Source organism: Pedobacter quisquiliarum (genome assembly GCF_014642175.1).
Taxonomy (GTDB): Bacteria; Bacteroidota; Bacteroidia; order Sphingobacteriales; family Sphingobacteriaceae; genus Pedobacter; species Pedobacter quisquiliarum.
In genome coordinates, this window is the sequence record NZ_BMIL01000004.1 from 203,144 (window position 1) to 217,085 (window position 13,942).

The 13,942-nt window shown below is 45.1% G+C and carries 11 protein-coding genes; 8 read left to right on the top strand and 3 right to left on the bottom strand.

Annotated elements, in window-relative coordinates:
* The first annotated feature begins 107 nt into the window (after window positions 1-107).
* The 5 genes from lpxK (at window position 108) to IEW69_RS07545 (ending at window position 5,086) form a co-directional block, all read left to right on the top strand.
* Window positions 108-1,181 carry a tetraacyldisaccharide 4'-kinase gene (gene lpxK, locus IEW69_RS07525; RefSeq protein ID WP_188626220.1) on the top strand — a complete coding sequence of 358 codons (1,074 nt, stop codon included), beginning with the start codon at window positions 108-110 and terminating at the stop codon, window positions 1,179-1,181.
* A complete protein-coding gene (locus IEW69_RS07530; protein WP_188626221.1) occupies window positions 1,144-1,959 on the top strand; it encodes a purine-nucleoside phosphorylase in 816 nt (271 codons plus the stop codon). The genes lpxK and IEW69_RS07530 overlap by 38 nt, the downstream gene beginning before the upstream one ends.
* Entirely contained in the window at window positions 1,959-3,962 is a 2,004-nt protein-coding gene (locus IEW69_RS07535) for a putative porin (protein WP_188626222.1), read from the top strand. Before IEW69_RS07530 ends, IEW69_RS07535 begins: the two co-directional genes overlap by 1 nt.
* 94 nt (window positions 3,963-4,056) lie before the next feature.
* Window positions 4,057-4,518, top strand: a complete 462-nt coding sequence (locus tag IEW69_RS07540) for a peptidylprolyl isomerase (RefSeq protein WP_188626223.1) — start codon at window positions 4,057-4,059, stop codon at window positions 4,516-4,518.
* A gap of 25 nt (window positions 4,519-4,543) precedes the next feature.
* Window positions 4,544-5,086 (top strand): DUF5606 family protein, encoded by a 543-nt coding sequence (locus tag IEW69_RS07545; protein ID WP_188626224.1) that lies wholly within the window; start codon window positions 4,544-4,546, stop codon window positions 5,084-5,086.
* Window positions 5,087-5,323: 237 nt separating this feature from the next.
* Here the strand turns inward: IEW69_RS07545 and rlmH are convergent, their stop codons facing one another.
* Window positions 5,324-5,797 carry a 23S rRNA (pseudouridine(1915)-N(3))-methyltransferase RlmH gene (gene rlmH, locus IEW69_RS07550; protein ID WP_188626225.1) on the bottom strand — a complete coding sequence of 158 codons (474 nt, stop codon included), beginning with the start codon at window positions 5,795-5,797 and terminating at the stop codon, window positions 5,324-5,326.
* 83 nt (window positions 5,798-5,880) lie between these two features.
* Here rlmH and IEW69_RS07555 point away from each other — a divergent pair, with 83 nt between their 5' ends.
* Entirely contained in the window at window positions 5,881-7,692 is a 1,812-nt protein-coding gene (locus IEW69_RS07555; protein WP_188626226.1) for a MutS-related protein, read from the top strand.
* Between the two features lie 136 nt (window positions 7,693-7,828).
* Here IEW69_RS07555 and IEW69_RS07560 read toward each other — a convergent pair whose 3' ends face one another.
* Both IEW69_RS07560 and IEW69_RS07565 read right to left on the bottom strand, forming a co-directional pair.
* Window positions 7,829-10,096: an aconitate hydratase gene (locus IEW69_RS07560; RefSeq protein ID WP_188626227.1), complete on the bottom strand. Its 2,268-nt coding sequence runs from the start codon at window positions 10,094-10,096 to the stop codon at window positions 7,829-7,831.
* A 294-nt stretch (window positions 10,097-10,390) separates the two neighbouring features.
* The gene (locus IEW69_RS07565) at window positions 10,391-11,008 is read right to left on the bottom strand and encodes a polysaccharide deacetylase family protein (RefSeq protein ID WP_188626228.1); all 618 of its coding nucleotides are present in this window, start codon (window positions 11,006-11,008) and stop codon (window positions 10,391-10,393) included.
* Between the two features lie 82 nt (window positions 11,009-11,090).
* On the opposite strand from IEW69_RS07565, the gene IEW69_RS07570 reads away from it, so the two are divergent.
* Both IEW69_RS07570 and IEW69_RS07575 read left to right on the top strand, forming a co-directional pair.
* A complete protein-coding gene (locus IEW69_RS07570; RefSeq protein WP_188626229.1) occupies window positions 11,091-12,473 on the top strand; it encodes a TolC family protein in 1,383 nt (460 codons plus the stop codon).
* A 51-nt stretch (window positions 12,474-12,524) separates the two neighbouring features.
* Window positions 12,525-13,892, top strand: coding sequence for an efflux RND transporter periplasmic adaptor subunit (locus IEW69_RS07575; protein ID WP_188626230.1), 1,368 nt, complete (start codon window positions 12,525-12,527; stop codon window positions 13,890-13,892).
* Window positions 13,893-13,942: the final 50 nt, after the last annotated feature.

Genomic DNA, 13,942 nt, shown 5'->3' on the forward strand with positions numbered 1-13,942 from the left:
AATGTTTATACAAATATACAGATTTTTAAACGGCCAAACCCTCCTGAGCACCCCTATGCGTCATGCGCTGGTAAACCATTTAATATTTGTTATTTTTGAAGGCAGGCATGATAAAATACTTACGAGCAATCCTCTTTCCTTTCGCAATCTTATACGGCATTGTCGTCTTTGTACGAAATAAGCTTTACGACTGGGGTATTTTTAAAAGTCGCCAATTTGACATACCCGTGATCTGTGTAGGGAATCTCGCCGTCGGCGGAAGCGGTAAGACGCCTGTAACCGAATACCTTGTACGGCTGCTGAGTACGTACAAAGTTGCAATTCTTAGTCGTGGTTATGGCCGCGAAACCAAAGGGTTTGTCTTAGCTGATGACACGGCCACGGCCAAGAGCATTGGCGATGAACCCTTGCAGTACTACCAGAAATATCCAGAAGTAACCGTCGCAGTATGCGAGGATCGTATCACCGGCATTGAGCGCCTGAAGGAAGCACATGACCTGATCATCCTTGATGATGCCTTTCAGCACAGGAAAGTTAAACCCGGGTATTCCATCCTGCTTTTTGAATTTGAAAAGATGCGCCGTGCACAATGGCTGCTGCCCTCCGGTAACCTGCGCGAACCTTTTAGCGGCTACAAGCGTGCGCAGCAAATCCTCATTACAAAGAGCCCTGAAACCGTTAGCCTGCGCGATAAGGAAAGGATCAACGCGAGGTTCAGTCGTTTCCCTGCGAAAGATATCGCCTATGCAAGCATAGAATACCACGCTTTGCAACCCGTATATCGAACTGGAAAAGCCATAAACATGCCCAGCAAAAGTGCGGAGACAACGGTATTCCTTTTAACCGGCATCGCCAACACAAAACCACTCCTGCAATACCTGGAAGGTCAATACAAACAGGTTGTACAGCACCGCTATCCGGATCACCACAAGTTCAGTCTGGGTGAACTTTCAGCATTGCGGAAAGCCTTTGAAGCGCACCAGGATACAGAAAAACTGATCCTGACAACAGAAAAGGATGCCCAGCGTTTATTAGATGCAAGTATCAAAGATTTACTACTAAATTTGCCTGTATTTTTTCTGCCAATAAAGGTGGATATTCATGCCGGTGACCAACATCATTTTAATCAAGAAATTCTAGACTATGTATCAAGACATACAAGAAACCGTTCAATACATTAAACAAAGAACAACGAACTTCGAACCAGAGATCGGCATTGTGCTCGGCACAGGTCTCGGTGGTTTGGTAACCGATATCGAAGTGGAGTTCGGTTTAATGTACTCCAACATACCCAACTTCCCGATCTCCACACTTGAATTCCACTCTGGAAAGCTGATTTTCGGTACCCTTAATGGAAAGAAAGTTATCGCTATGCAGGGCCGCCTGCACTATTATGAAGGGTACTCCATGCAGCAGATTACTTTTCCGATCCGCGTTATGAAAGCCCTGGGCATCCAGTGGCTATTCGTTTCTAATGCGGCAGGCTCCTTAAACCCAGCATTCAAAAAAGGAGACCTGATGGTCATCAATGACCACATCAACCTGCAGCCGGAAAGCCCGCTTCGCGGCCGCAATGATGCCAATATGGGTCCACGCTTCCCAGATATGAGTGCGCCCTACAACAAGCGCCTTATCGAGAAAGCACTTGAAGTTGCAAAAGCAAATGACATTACCTGTCACCAGGGGGTATACGTTTCCGTAACCGGACCAAACCTGGAAACCAAAGCAGAATACAAGTACCTGCGGATCATTGGTGGCGATGCAGTAGGCATGAGCACCGTGCCTGAAGTCATCGTTGCTAACCACATGTCGATCCCTGTATTCGCCATTTCTGTTTTAACAGACGAGGGTTTCCCGGAAGATCTGCAGCCAACCAGCCTTGAAGAAATTATTGAAACGGCTAAAAACGCCGAACCAAAAATGACCCATATACTAAGTCAGTTAATCTCTGCAATATAATGTTCAGAACCCCATTACTTCTGGTTTTACTCTTAGGTTTTTGTGTTTTCGGTGCTTCCGCGCAGGATCTTAAAACAACTGTCACCGATAATAAGGAGCTGGATTCATTACGGAACAAACTGGAGAATGCGGGAGATTCGGTGGTGTTCACTTCGAAGTACGTAAGGTACACCACCTTGCGGTTAACCAGAGACAGCATCCAGACTTTACCGCTGGATACAAGTTTAAGAGGATTCCAGAACTATAGCCTGTTGAACCAGCCACGCAGGCCTACAATAAACCTGGGCAATCTGGGGCTGGCGGCAAAGGACATGCTGTTCGAGCCCACAAAGACCATTGGCTTTGATCCCGGCTTCCACGCGCTGGATCTTTACGCAATGACCCAGGACGATGTCATCTATTACCAGGCACGTTCACCCTTCAGCAATGTATATTATGTAAGTGGGGGTGGGGCAGAGCAAATCTTCAAAGCAACACACTCGCAGAACATCAAGCCGAATTGGAACTTCGGTGCCAATTACAACCGTATCGGCGCCAACGGCCTCTATGCCCGTCAGCGTGGTGATGATCTGAATGGCGCCTTTTTTACCTGGTACCAGTCGCCAAGCAAGCGGTACAACCTCTGGGCAAATGCCGTATTCAACACCCTCAAAGCACAGGAGAATGGTTCCGTAGAGAATGAAAACCTGTTCACCGGCGAGGGTAATGCCTTTTCCAGCGAAGCAGAAAACATCCGCTTAACCTCTGCCAAACAGTTATGGCGCCAGAAGTCGTACCTCCTTAAGCAGAATTACTTCGTCGGCCGCATTGACACCCTGCAGCAGGAAATTACGGCTAAGGTGCTGCCAACAAACAAGATTTCCCATACTTTATTATACGAAACCAGGTCGTTCAACTTCAGTAAAAATGAAGCAGACGACAATACCGTCTTACCTGCAGCCTTGTACGATGAAAGCTATACAAACGACTCCACCATCATGTCGCGCCTGCAGAATGAATTTATTTACACATTTTTCTTACGGGGAAAGGGCAGTGCCGTTATCAAAAATGAGCTGAAGATCAATGCCGGTATTCGCCATGAATTCTTCACGTATCAGCAATACCGTGCAAAGTCGATCATAGACACCACGTCAAGAATACAGAATTCCAAATTCCAGAATACAACCTTATTGGGTAGCCTGGGTTACCGCTTTAGCAACCGGATCGACCTTAACGTTGATGTACAACAAATCTTTCAGGGGCCACAGGCAGGCGATTTCCTGTATGAAGCGAAAAGTAATGTGCTGCTAAGCAATAACATTGGGCGCATAGTCTTGGGTGCATACATTCAGAACAAATCGCCGGAGCAGATCTACAACCAGTATGTAGGTAACCACGATGAGTGGCGCAACCAGAGCTTCGATCGTACCAAGGTCCTGAACTTCTCCTTCAATTACCTGAACGATCGCTTGAAACTGGAAGCCGGCGCACAGTACTACATGGTCAACAACTACCTGTACTTTGCCCAAAAAAGCAGCGAGCAGCCCCAGGCGATAATGCCAATGCAGAATGGAGATGCGATCAGCTTGCTTAAGCTTACCCTTGGCAAGAAGTTTAAGTTTGGTAAGTTCAACTTTGAAACCTACGTGGTTTACCAGAAAACCGATCAGCAGGACATACTCAGAACACCAGAGGTCTATACTTTTAACACTTTCTTCTTTGACCAGACATTCTTCAAGGTTTTACGCACCAACCTCGGCTTCGACGTACGGTACAACACGCCGTTCCAATCGTATTCCTACTCACCATCTACTACCCAGTTTTATCTGGGCAATGGGGGCAGGCTGAACACAGAACCGGTGGTGGATGTATGGTTGCGCGCAAGTCTGCGTAAGGCGAACATCTTTGTGAAATACGACTACGCCAACCAAGGATTAATCTCCCGTGGCTTCTATACAACCAGCCGTTACCCGATGCCAGACAGCATGCTGAAGTTCGGTGTAAGCTGGAACTTCTACGACTAAACACCATAGCCTCAGTGCACAACTAAGGCTCTTTTAATTCCATTTACATGGGAATCAATTCATTTTACTAAATTTGACGTTTAAACATACAAATATGAGCAGAGCAATAATAAAGACAGCAAAAGGCGACATGACTGTTGAATTCTATGATAACGACGCGCCAAACACCGTAGCAAACTTTAAAAAATTAGCAAACGAAGGTTTTTATGATGGTGTTACTTTTCACCGTGTAATCCCTGATTTCGTAGTTCAAGGTGGTTGCCCGAACTCTAAAGATCCAGCTAAAGCACACTTAGCAGGTACAGGTGGTCCAGGTTACAAAATCGACTGTGAACTTACTGGCGAAAACCAATATCATGATCGTGGTGTACTTTCTATGGCACACGCTGGAAGAAACACTGGTGGTTCTCAATTCTTCATCTGCCACAGCAGAAACAACACTGCACACTTAGACAGAAACCATACGTGTTTTGGTAAAGTGGTAGAAAATGTTGATGTTGTTGATGATATCAAGGCTGGTGACAAGATTTTAACTATTGAGGTTATTGAAGGTTAGTCCTTCAGCTATAAAAATATATAATATGAATTTAAGAGGAATTGTTGCGGTTTCAGGGAGACCGGGGTTATTTAAGCTTGTTGGACAGAATAAGGCAGGATATGTTTTAGAAAGCCTTGATGCTCAAAAAGTGAAGATTGTTGCGAACATTTCGAATACGAAATTAGCTTCATTGGAAGACATCACTGTTTACGGTGAAGATGATGATATTAAACTGAGCGATGTACTTGCAAATATTGCAGCACAAGGCGACAAAGTACCGGATACTAAAGCCGATGCAACACAGTTGAAATCATTCTTCCAGGAAGTTGCTCCAAATCACGATCAGGACAAGGTATATGTATCTGATATGAAAAAGATCATCAGCTGGTACAGCATCCTTAAAGATCAGCCTTTGTTCACAGAAGAGACGCCGGAATTGGATCCACAACAGGAAGCCGTGAAAGCAGATCTTGAAAAGAAATCTAAAGCAGCTGCAGCAGCAGTAAAGCCTTCTAACGCGAAAGCGCCAAGTAAGACTAGCCAGCCTGCTAAAAAGGTGAACATGACCTCTAAGAAAGGCGTATAACCAACACGAATATATTAGAAAAGCCGGGTCATTGATCCGGCTTTTTTGTTATACCGTTTTTACATAAAGTACCAGATTATAATAAAGGCAACCACAGAAATAATAATTGCCAGCCAATAGCTGCCCCTTGCACTAGTGTCACTCTTATATCTGTATTTTCTCTTGAATTCTCCAAACGCCATATTTACTCCTTTCTCTTATGATGTACAAATCCTGCATTTTCCATATGCAGCATGATTATTCGTGGTGGTAAGGCTCGCCCTTAAGGATACTGAACGCCCGGTACAACTGCTCAATGAAAAACAAGCGTACCATCTGATGCGAGAACGTCATGTCCGACAGTGAAAGACTTGAGTTTGCACGTTTGTACACTGACCTATCAAAACCATAAGGCCCACCGATCACAAATACCAGATGCTGAACACTCCCAATCATCTGTTTGTTCAGATAATTTGAAAATGATACCGAGGTATGTTTTTTCCCTTTTTCGTCCAGCAATACCACAACATCCAGGTTGCTCAGCTGCTTCAGAATGGTCTCTGCTTCCTTGCTCTTCTGCTGTGCTTCGGTCAGGTTCTTCGTGTTTTTCAACTCGGGGATTACGATCATATTAAAACTGATGTAATGTTTCAACCTGTTCAGGTATTTTTCCATGCCCTCAATCAAATACTTATCCTCAGTTTTACCCACCACCAGTAACGTAATCTTCATCCTTTTTCCTCATTTCGTATGCATCCTTGTCAGGAGATCATCGGATTGCATATATTTATAATTTTCTGCTTTAATCCAAAGATATGGTAAAAACAAAAGATAGTATTTTATCCAGCTATCAAAATGCTGCAGCCGCGCAATCAACAAACTTGAAATCCATCAAGGAGAACCTAAACAAGGTGTCCTTGTCCCGGCTTGGCCTGTTCCTCGTTGAAATCATCCTCGTCGCCCTGATCATAAACTTCGGCTTCAATATCTTCTTTGGCCTCCTCGTGTTGGCACCTGTCTTCCTCTTTGTGGTGCTGGTGAAAAGACAAGCGCGCTTACAGCGTGAACTCGCTTATGCCAGTCAGCTGCTTTGGGTATACGAAAACGAAATTCAGATCATTGATGCGCGCAAGAACGGCTATCAGGATGGTGCCACCTATGAAGATGAAAATCACCCCTACGTTTCCGATCTTGATATCTTCGGCCCGGCATCCCTTTACGCACTGAGCAACCGTTGCAGCAGTCGCGAAGGTATGGACCAACTCGCAGCACAGCTGAATACTGCCGGTACCCGGGAGATGATTATCGCGCGCCAACAGGCGATCCAGGAAGTTCAAAGCCATATGGAGGCGACCTACCACTTCCGTGCAGAACTAAAAAGCCACGCACCGGAGCAGCTGGCGATGATCAAAGATAAACTGTCTACGCAGTTACCTGAGGAACTTAAATTCACGCACAAGCCATTCCTGCGCATGTATACGCAAGCGGCACCTTTCCTAAGTATTGCTGCGCTCTTATTAGGCAGCTTCGTTGGGGGCTGGACCTGGGATGTCCTCGCCGCAGTGGCCATCTTTAACTTTGCATTCAATTACTTCCACATCAAACACATCAGCGCCGTTTATGAAGGTTTCAGCGGCAGCGCCGAAGTGCTGGGCTCCTTCGCCAACGTCATCAAGTGGTCTGAAGAGATTTCCTGGAAAAGTCCTTATATACTTGCTTTATTCAAGCAGGATCATCCTGACACAAAGGGTAGCGAACAAATTAAAAAACTGGCAGGCATCATTCAAGCCTTCGATGCGCGGCTGAACATGATTGTGGGTGCTGTGCTGAACATCCTCTTTGTATGGGATCTGCGCTGTGCGGTGCGCCTGGACAAATGGCATCAGGCGGCCTCCAATGATCTTGTTCATTCCCTACAGCGCATCAGCGACTTCGAAGAACTGATCTCCTTTGCGACGCTGACACATAATCATCCGGATTGGGTGTTCCCGGAAATCCTGCCGGAATTTGGTCTGCAAACGACAAACATGGGCCACCCTTTGATTCCTGCGGATAAACGTGTACCGAACGACTACGACCTGGCCAATGGCCCTACGGTAGATATTGTGACGGGCTCAAACATGGCTGGTAAAAGTACCTTCCTGCGAACGGTAGGCATCAACATGGTGCTTGCATTTGCCGGGGCACCAGTTTGTGCACAAACCTTCAAGAGCTCCATCTTTTCACTGGTGACTTACATGCGTATCAAAGATTCGCTGAACGATCAGACCTCAACTTTCAAGGCAGAGCTGAACAGGCTAAAAATGATCCTGGAAATGGTATCGAAAGTGCCAGATTCGTTGGTGCTGATTGACGAGATGTTGCGGGGTACAAACAGTAAAGACAAATACCAGGGCTCTAAAGCCTTCATCGAGCGGCTCATTGAACAGCGCATTTCCGCGTTGTTCGCTACACACGATCTGCAACTTTCTGAGATGCTTGAAGACTACCCGCAACAGCTCCGCAATTACCACTTCGACATCCAGCTTACCGAAGGGGAGATGAACTTCGATTACAAACTTAAACACGGCGCATGCCGTACGTTCAACGCGGCAATTCTGCTAAAACAAATTGGCTTAAGAATGTAGAAGATGAAACTAACGCTTTCTGACTAAAGCTGCAGGAACAATAATTAATCTACAACAAGTACTAGCGGTTTACTTAGCCATAAAAAAACCTCCTGTTGATTAAACAGGAGGTTTTTGTTATTTAAAATTAATACGCTTACGCACCAACTTGTCTTCTGATGATGTTTAATGCACCACCAGCTTTGAACCATTCAATTTGTTGAGCATTGTAGCTATGGTTAACAGCGATCTCATCTTTAGAACCATCTGCGTGGTTTAACACAACAGTTAAAGGTACTTCAGGTGTGAATGAAGTTAAGCCTACAATGTCGATTACATCGTCTTCGTGGATCTTATCGTAATCTTCTTTGTTTACGAAAGTTAAAGCCAACATACCTTGTTTTTTCAGGTTGGTTTCGTGAATCCTTGCGAAAGATTTTACAAGAACTGCTCTAACACCTAAGTGACGAGGCTCCATTGCTGCGTGCTCGCGGCTTGATCCTTCACCGTAGTTTTCATCACCAACAACTACTGAACCGATACCTTGTGCTTTGTAAGCACGTGCAGTAGCAGGAACAGGACCGTACTCGCCAGTTAACTGGTTCTTAACGGTGTCTGTTTTATCGTTGAAGTTATTCACTGCACCGATTAGCATGTTGTTTGAAATGTTGTCTAAGTGACCACGGAACTTCAACCATGGACCAGCCATAGAAATATGGTCAGTTGTACATTTACCTTTAGCTTTGATTAACAGTTTCAAGCCAGTCAGGTTGGTGCCTTCCCATGCTGCAAATGGATCCAACAGTTGTAAACGGTGTGAAGTAGGGGATACCGCAACCTGCACGTGACTTCCGTCAGCAGCTGGTTCCTGGTAACCTGCATCTTCAACCGCAAAACCACGAATTGGCAATTCAAATCCAGAAGGTGCGTCAAGCATTACCTGCTCACCTTTATCATTTGTTAAAGTATCTGTCAATGGATTGAAACCAAGATCTCCCGCAATAGCCATTGCTGTTACCAGTTCCGGAGAACCAACAAAAGCAAAAGTGTTCGGGTTACCATCAGCACGTTTCGCGAAGTTTCTGTTGAAAGAGTGCACGATGGTGTTTTTCTCTTGTTTCTCAGAACCTACACGATCCCACATACCGATACATGGTCCACATGCATTGGTAAAGATTTTCGCACCGATATTTTTGAAAGTATCCAAGAAACCATCACGCTCTACAGTGTAACGGATTTGCTCAGAACCTGGGTTAATGCAATACTGAGCAGCAGTAACCAAGCCTTTTTCTTCAACTTGTTTCGCAACACTCACTGCACGTGAAATATCTTCATAAGAAGAGTTGGTACAAGAACCGATCAAACCTACGTCGATTTTCATTGGCCAGCCGTTTTCAGCAGCTACTTCTTTCATTTTAGAAATTGGCGTAGCCAAATCCGGGGTAAAAGGACCGTTCAGGTATGGCTCAAGCTCAGATAGGTTGATTTCGATCAACTGATCAAAATACTGCTCTGGATTAGCGTAAACCTCAGGGTCACCAGTAAGGTGTTCTTTGATAGCATTGGCTGCATCTGCGATGTCTGCACGGTTGGTTGCACGTAAGTAACGCTCCATGCTCTCATCGTAACCGAAAGTAGAAGTGGTTGCACCAACTTCAGCACCCATGTTACAGATGGTACCTTTACCAGTACAGCTTAAGTTCTCTGCACCTTCACCAAAATATTCGATAATTGCACCAGTACCACCTTTTACAGTAAGGATACCAGCAACTTTAAGAATTACGTCTTTAGGTGCAGTCCAGCCGCTTAATTTACCTGTTAATTTAACACCAACAAGTTTCGGGAATTTTAGCTCCCAAGGCAAGCCAGCCATAACATCACAGGCATCAGCACCACCAACACCAATCGCGATCATACCTAAACCACCCGCGTTAACGGTGTGCGAATCGGTACCAATCATTAAACCACCAGGGAAAGCATAGTTTTCCAACACCACCTGGTGAATAATACCAGCACCTGGTTTCCAGAAACCGATACCATATTTATTAGAAACAGAAGCAAGGAAATCAAAAACCTCTTTACTTTCTGTATTTGCAGCGGGTAAGTCGAACTCAGCACCATCTTTCGCGGTAATCAAGTGATCACAGTGAACGGTAGAAGGCACCGCAACCTTAGGTCTTCCAGCCTGCATAAATTGCAATAATGCCATCTGTGCAGTAGCATCCTGCATCGCAACGCGATCCGGTGCAAAATCCACATAATCAGCACCTCTTACGAAAGCCTTATCTGTATTCTGTTCCCATAAGTGGGTGTATAAAATTTTCTCTGAGAGCGTCAAAGGTCTGCCGACAACTTTACGAGCCGCTTCAATACGCGGACCAAAGTTAGCATACACCTTTTTTATCATTTCTATGTCGAATGCCATTGAACTATTGGTTAAAAGGTAATAAGTCTAAATAATTGAGCGAATTTACAAAAAAAAGAAAGCTGCTGCGATCATCTTTAGATCATTATATTATTTATAAATGTTCTAAACTGATGGGTGTATAACAACTGGTGGCTAAATAAGTTCACGCTTTATACGTCAATGCCGCTATCACTACTAGATTGCGACAACTTGTCCCTTTACAGGGTGCCGACAGGGTCCCAACAGGGCCTTCACAGGGGGTTAACAGGGCCCTTAGCCTAGTCAACACCTTGTAGCGTCCCTGCCGACCGCTTATAAAGTGGCAAATTGATATCCTTGTGCTTTCAGATTGGATATAACTCTTGGCAGGGCATACTGCATACGCTCAAAAGCTTTTAAGCTATCATGAAAAACGATGATGGAGCCGTTCTCCACATACTTATCAACATTGTGGTAACAACTTTCCGGGGATAGGTTCAGGTCGAAGTCGCCGCTAAGTACATCCCACATGATGATCTTCATCTCCGGGTAATGGGACCTGATGTCCTTGATCTGCGATTTCCGGATCCGCCCGTAGGGTGGGCGGAAGAGGTTCGTGCCCGTTAAGGCCTGGCATTGCTCAAAGTTCTCCAGGTAAGTCGAATCATCGGTTTTCCAGCCTTTCAGATGATTATAGGTGTGGTTTCCCACCTGGTGACCTTCATCCAGCAAGCGCTGAAAGATCGATGGGTGTTTGCGTATGTTGTCGCCAATGCAGAAGAAGGTGGCTTTAACTTGCTGATCCTGTAAAGTTTTTAGAACAAAATCTGTAACATCGGGTATAGGTCCGTCGTCAAAGGTTAAATAAATTACTTTTTCAGTGCGGGATTTGTTCCAGGTAAGTGAGGGATAATACCATTTTAGCAGCAGGGGGGATTTTACCAGATACATGCCCAAAAGTACTAAAAACTGTTTGCAGGAGTCCGCATTAACAAGGTAATTTGGCGTTTAACGAAATCGAAATATAATAAGTATGAAAATCTTTACCAATCATGGTTTGTTCTCCCGCTTAGGCTGTCTTGTGGCAGCAGGGTGTATCAGCATGTGCTTAAGTGCTACCGCCCAGGCACAGGAAGTGATCACCATCAAACAGGCCGTCGATCGGATGCTTCAGAATAACCTGAACATTAAGCAGAGCGCCCTGAACGTGGCAACGGCAGAAACCTACGTCCAGCAATCCAAAGCGGAGCTTTATCCAAGTTTAAATGGTGGACTGAACAACGATTTTAACTTTGGTAGAAGTTTGAACCCTGCAACCAACCAGTTGATTACCCGGAACTTCTTCTCCGGAACCGCCAACCTTGCTACTTCTGTAGACCTTTTTAACGGTTTTGCCAAGATCAATCAGATCAAACAAAACCGCATCACGCTGGAGGCGAATTATAGTGCATTAGAAAAGACGAAGAACGACCTGGTTTTGCAGGTGGTTACCACGTATTTCCAGGTGGTATTTAACGAAGACCTGCTTAGAGCTTCAAGGGAGCAGCTTCAGGTGGCACAACAAACGCTGACGAGAGAGAGCGCTTTGTTCGATGCCGGAAACAAGACCACAGCAGACATTGCGCAGGCAAAAGCGCAGGTGGCTACAGCAGAGCTGAACGTTACCAACGCGCAGAATCAGCTGACCATCTCTTACCTTACGCTTTCGCAATTGATGGAGATGGGCTCAGATGCATCTTACAAGGTGGTTGCACCAACTATCGAAGATATCACCTCGGCACAACAAAGCTATCCGGAGCAGGAGATTAGCGAGGCTGCGTTAGCCACTTTCCCAGATCTAAAGTTAGCAAGATTGAACCGCGAAGCTGCGGCCAAAGGGGTGGATGTTGCTAAAGGATTCCTGTTCCCGACCATTTCACTGGGTGGTGGATTAGGAACCCGTTACTCGTATGACCTTGCCAGCCAACCTGGACAAATCGGTGCTGGAGATGCCCGCCTTTTCGACCAGATCAATAACAACTTTTATCAGTCTGTGGGTATGTCTATCCGGATTCCAATCTTCAACGGACTAGCCTCACGTTCTAATCTGAAGCGCGCTAAAATTTCTTATGAAGGTTACCAGATTCAGGAGCAGTTGACAAAGAATAACCTGAATAAAGTCGTTGCCCAGGCTGTAGCAGATCTACGTGCAGCAAGCAGTCGTTACCAATCTACTTTAAACACCTTTAATGCGCAGGCAGAAGCCTTCAGGGTAAATGAGGAACGTTTTAACGTAGGGCTTGTAAACTCACTGGACTTTAACACTTCGCAAACCAACAGAAACAGAGCAGAAATTGATTTTATCCAGGCAAAATATGATCTCCTGTTCCGTTCTAAAGTCATAGATTTTTATCTTGGCAAGGAAATTACCTTTTAATCCACATTCAGTATATAACAGCCATTTTTAAACAGCAAACAAACGAACAAAATGAAATTAAAACACATACTTATTGCAGTTGGAGGATTGATAGTCTTACTGCTTATACTGAAAGTTACCGGTGTTATCGGTGGAGAAAAGATTGAACAGATTACCGTTGACAAGGCTTCTGACCGCACGGTTGTGGAAACCGTAACCGCAAGTGGTAAAATTCAGCCGGAAACGGAAGTGAAGTTAAGCTCGGAAGTTTCCGGTGAGGTGACGGAGCTTCTGGTTAAAGAAGGTGACATCGTTAAAAAGGGACAGCTGTTATGTAAGGTTCGTCCGGATGTATTGAAGTCTGGTTACGATCGTGCCCGCGCTTCTTACAGCTCACAAAAAGCGGCAGTAGCATCATCAGCACAGCAGCTTAAACAAACCGAAGCGAACTTCATCAACGCGGAAGCGACTTATAAACGTAACGTGGAGCTTTACAAAAAGAAAGTGATCTCGCAGGCGGAGTTTGATTCTGCGAAAGCAGCATTCTTAACCGCACAAGCGAATCTTGAAGCGGCTAAGCAAAACCTGGTCGGTGCTAAATTCGGATTGGAGCAATCTGGCGCAAACGTACAGGAAGCAAGTGCGAACCTGGCAAAAGCAACGATCTATGCACCAGTTGATGGAGTGATCTCGAAACTATCTGTAGAGCTGGGTGACCGTATCCTTGGTACCGCACAATTTGCGGGTACAGAGATCATGCGTATCTCCAACCTGACTTCAATGGAAGTAAACGTAGATGTAAATGAAAATGACATTAACCGTGTGAATGTGGGCGACAGCGCAATGATTGAAGTTGATGCATTTGCAGATAAGAAATTTAAAGGTATCGTAACGGAGATTGCAAGCTCTTCAAAAGATGTGGGTGCTGCACAAACGTCTGTAGATCAGGTAACCAACTTCGTTGTGAAGATCAGAATCCTGGCAGATTCGTACACCGATGTTAAAGGTGGTGCAAAAGACCTGCCTTCGCCATTCCGTCCGGGCTTGTCGGCAACCGTAGACATCATGAGTGAATCAGTTAAAGGCATCTCTGTCCCAATTCAGGCTGTGTACACCGGCGATAAGAGCAAGGGTGGTTCAACTGCAGAAGCAAAGGATACACCGCCGGCAACAGAGGGTGGTGATGACAAACAGAAGTCTAAACTTGCAGACAAAACCATCAAACAATATGTGTTCGCATTTGAAAATGGAACGGTTAAGCAGGTAGAAGTGACCACAGGCATTCAGAACGACCAGTTTATCATTGTGAAGTCTGGACTTAAACCAGGCACAGAAGTAGTAAGCGGTCCATATTCTGCAATTCAGAACCGATTGAAGGATGGTATGAAGGTAGAAAAGACCACTAAGGATCAGCTGTTTGCCAACCCTGGTAAAAAGTAAGATCAGTCCAGTCATAATATTTAAGTAAATTGTCCCGGTTTTAAACAGAC

Bases quoted from the DNA above. Each gene is read 5' to 3' on its own strand.
- lpxK (WP_188626220.1), top strand. From the start codon at position 108: ATGATAAAATACTTACGAGCAATCCTCTTTCCTTTCGCAATCTTATAC.
- IEW69_RS07530 (WP_188626221.1), top strand. From the start codon at position 1,144: ATGTATCAAGACATACAAGAAACCGTTCAATACATTAAACAAAGAACA.
- IEW69_RS07535 (WP_188626222.1), top strand. From the start codon at position 1,959: ATGTTCAGAACCCCATTACTTCTGGTTTTACTCTTAGGTTTTTGTGTT.
- IEW69_RS07540 (WP_188626223.1), top strand. From the start codon at position 4,057: ATGAGCAGAGCAATAATAAAGACAGCAAAAGGCGACATGACTGTTGAA.
- IEW69_RS07545 (WP_188626224.1), top strand. From the start codon at position 4,544: ATGAATTTAAGAGGAATTGTTGCGGTTTCAGGGAGACCGGGGTTATTT.
- rlmH (WP_188626225.1), bottom strand. From the start codon at position 5,797: ATGAAGATTACGTTACTGGTGGTGGGTAAAACTGAGGATAAGTATTTG.
- IEW69_RS07555 (WP_188626226.1), top strand. From the start codon at position 5,881: ATGGTAAAAACAAAAGATAGTATTTTATCCAGCTATCAAAATGCTGCA.
- IEW69_RS07560 (WP_188626227.1), bottom strand. From the start codon at position 10,096: ATGGCATTCGACATAGAAATGATAAAAAAGGTGTATGCTAACTTTGGT.
- IEW69_RS07565 (WP_188626228.1), bottom strand. From the start codon at position 11,008: ATGTATCTGGTAAAATCCCCCCTGCTGCTAAAATGGTATTATCCCTCA.
- IEW69_RS07570 (WP_188626229.1), top strand. From the start codon at position 11,091: ATGAAAATCTTTACCAATCATGGTTTGTTCTCCCGCTTAGGCTGTCTT.
- IEW69_RS07575 (WP_188626230.1), top strand. From the start codon at position 12,525: ATGAAATTAAAACACATACTTATTGCAGTTGGAGGATTGATAGTCTTA.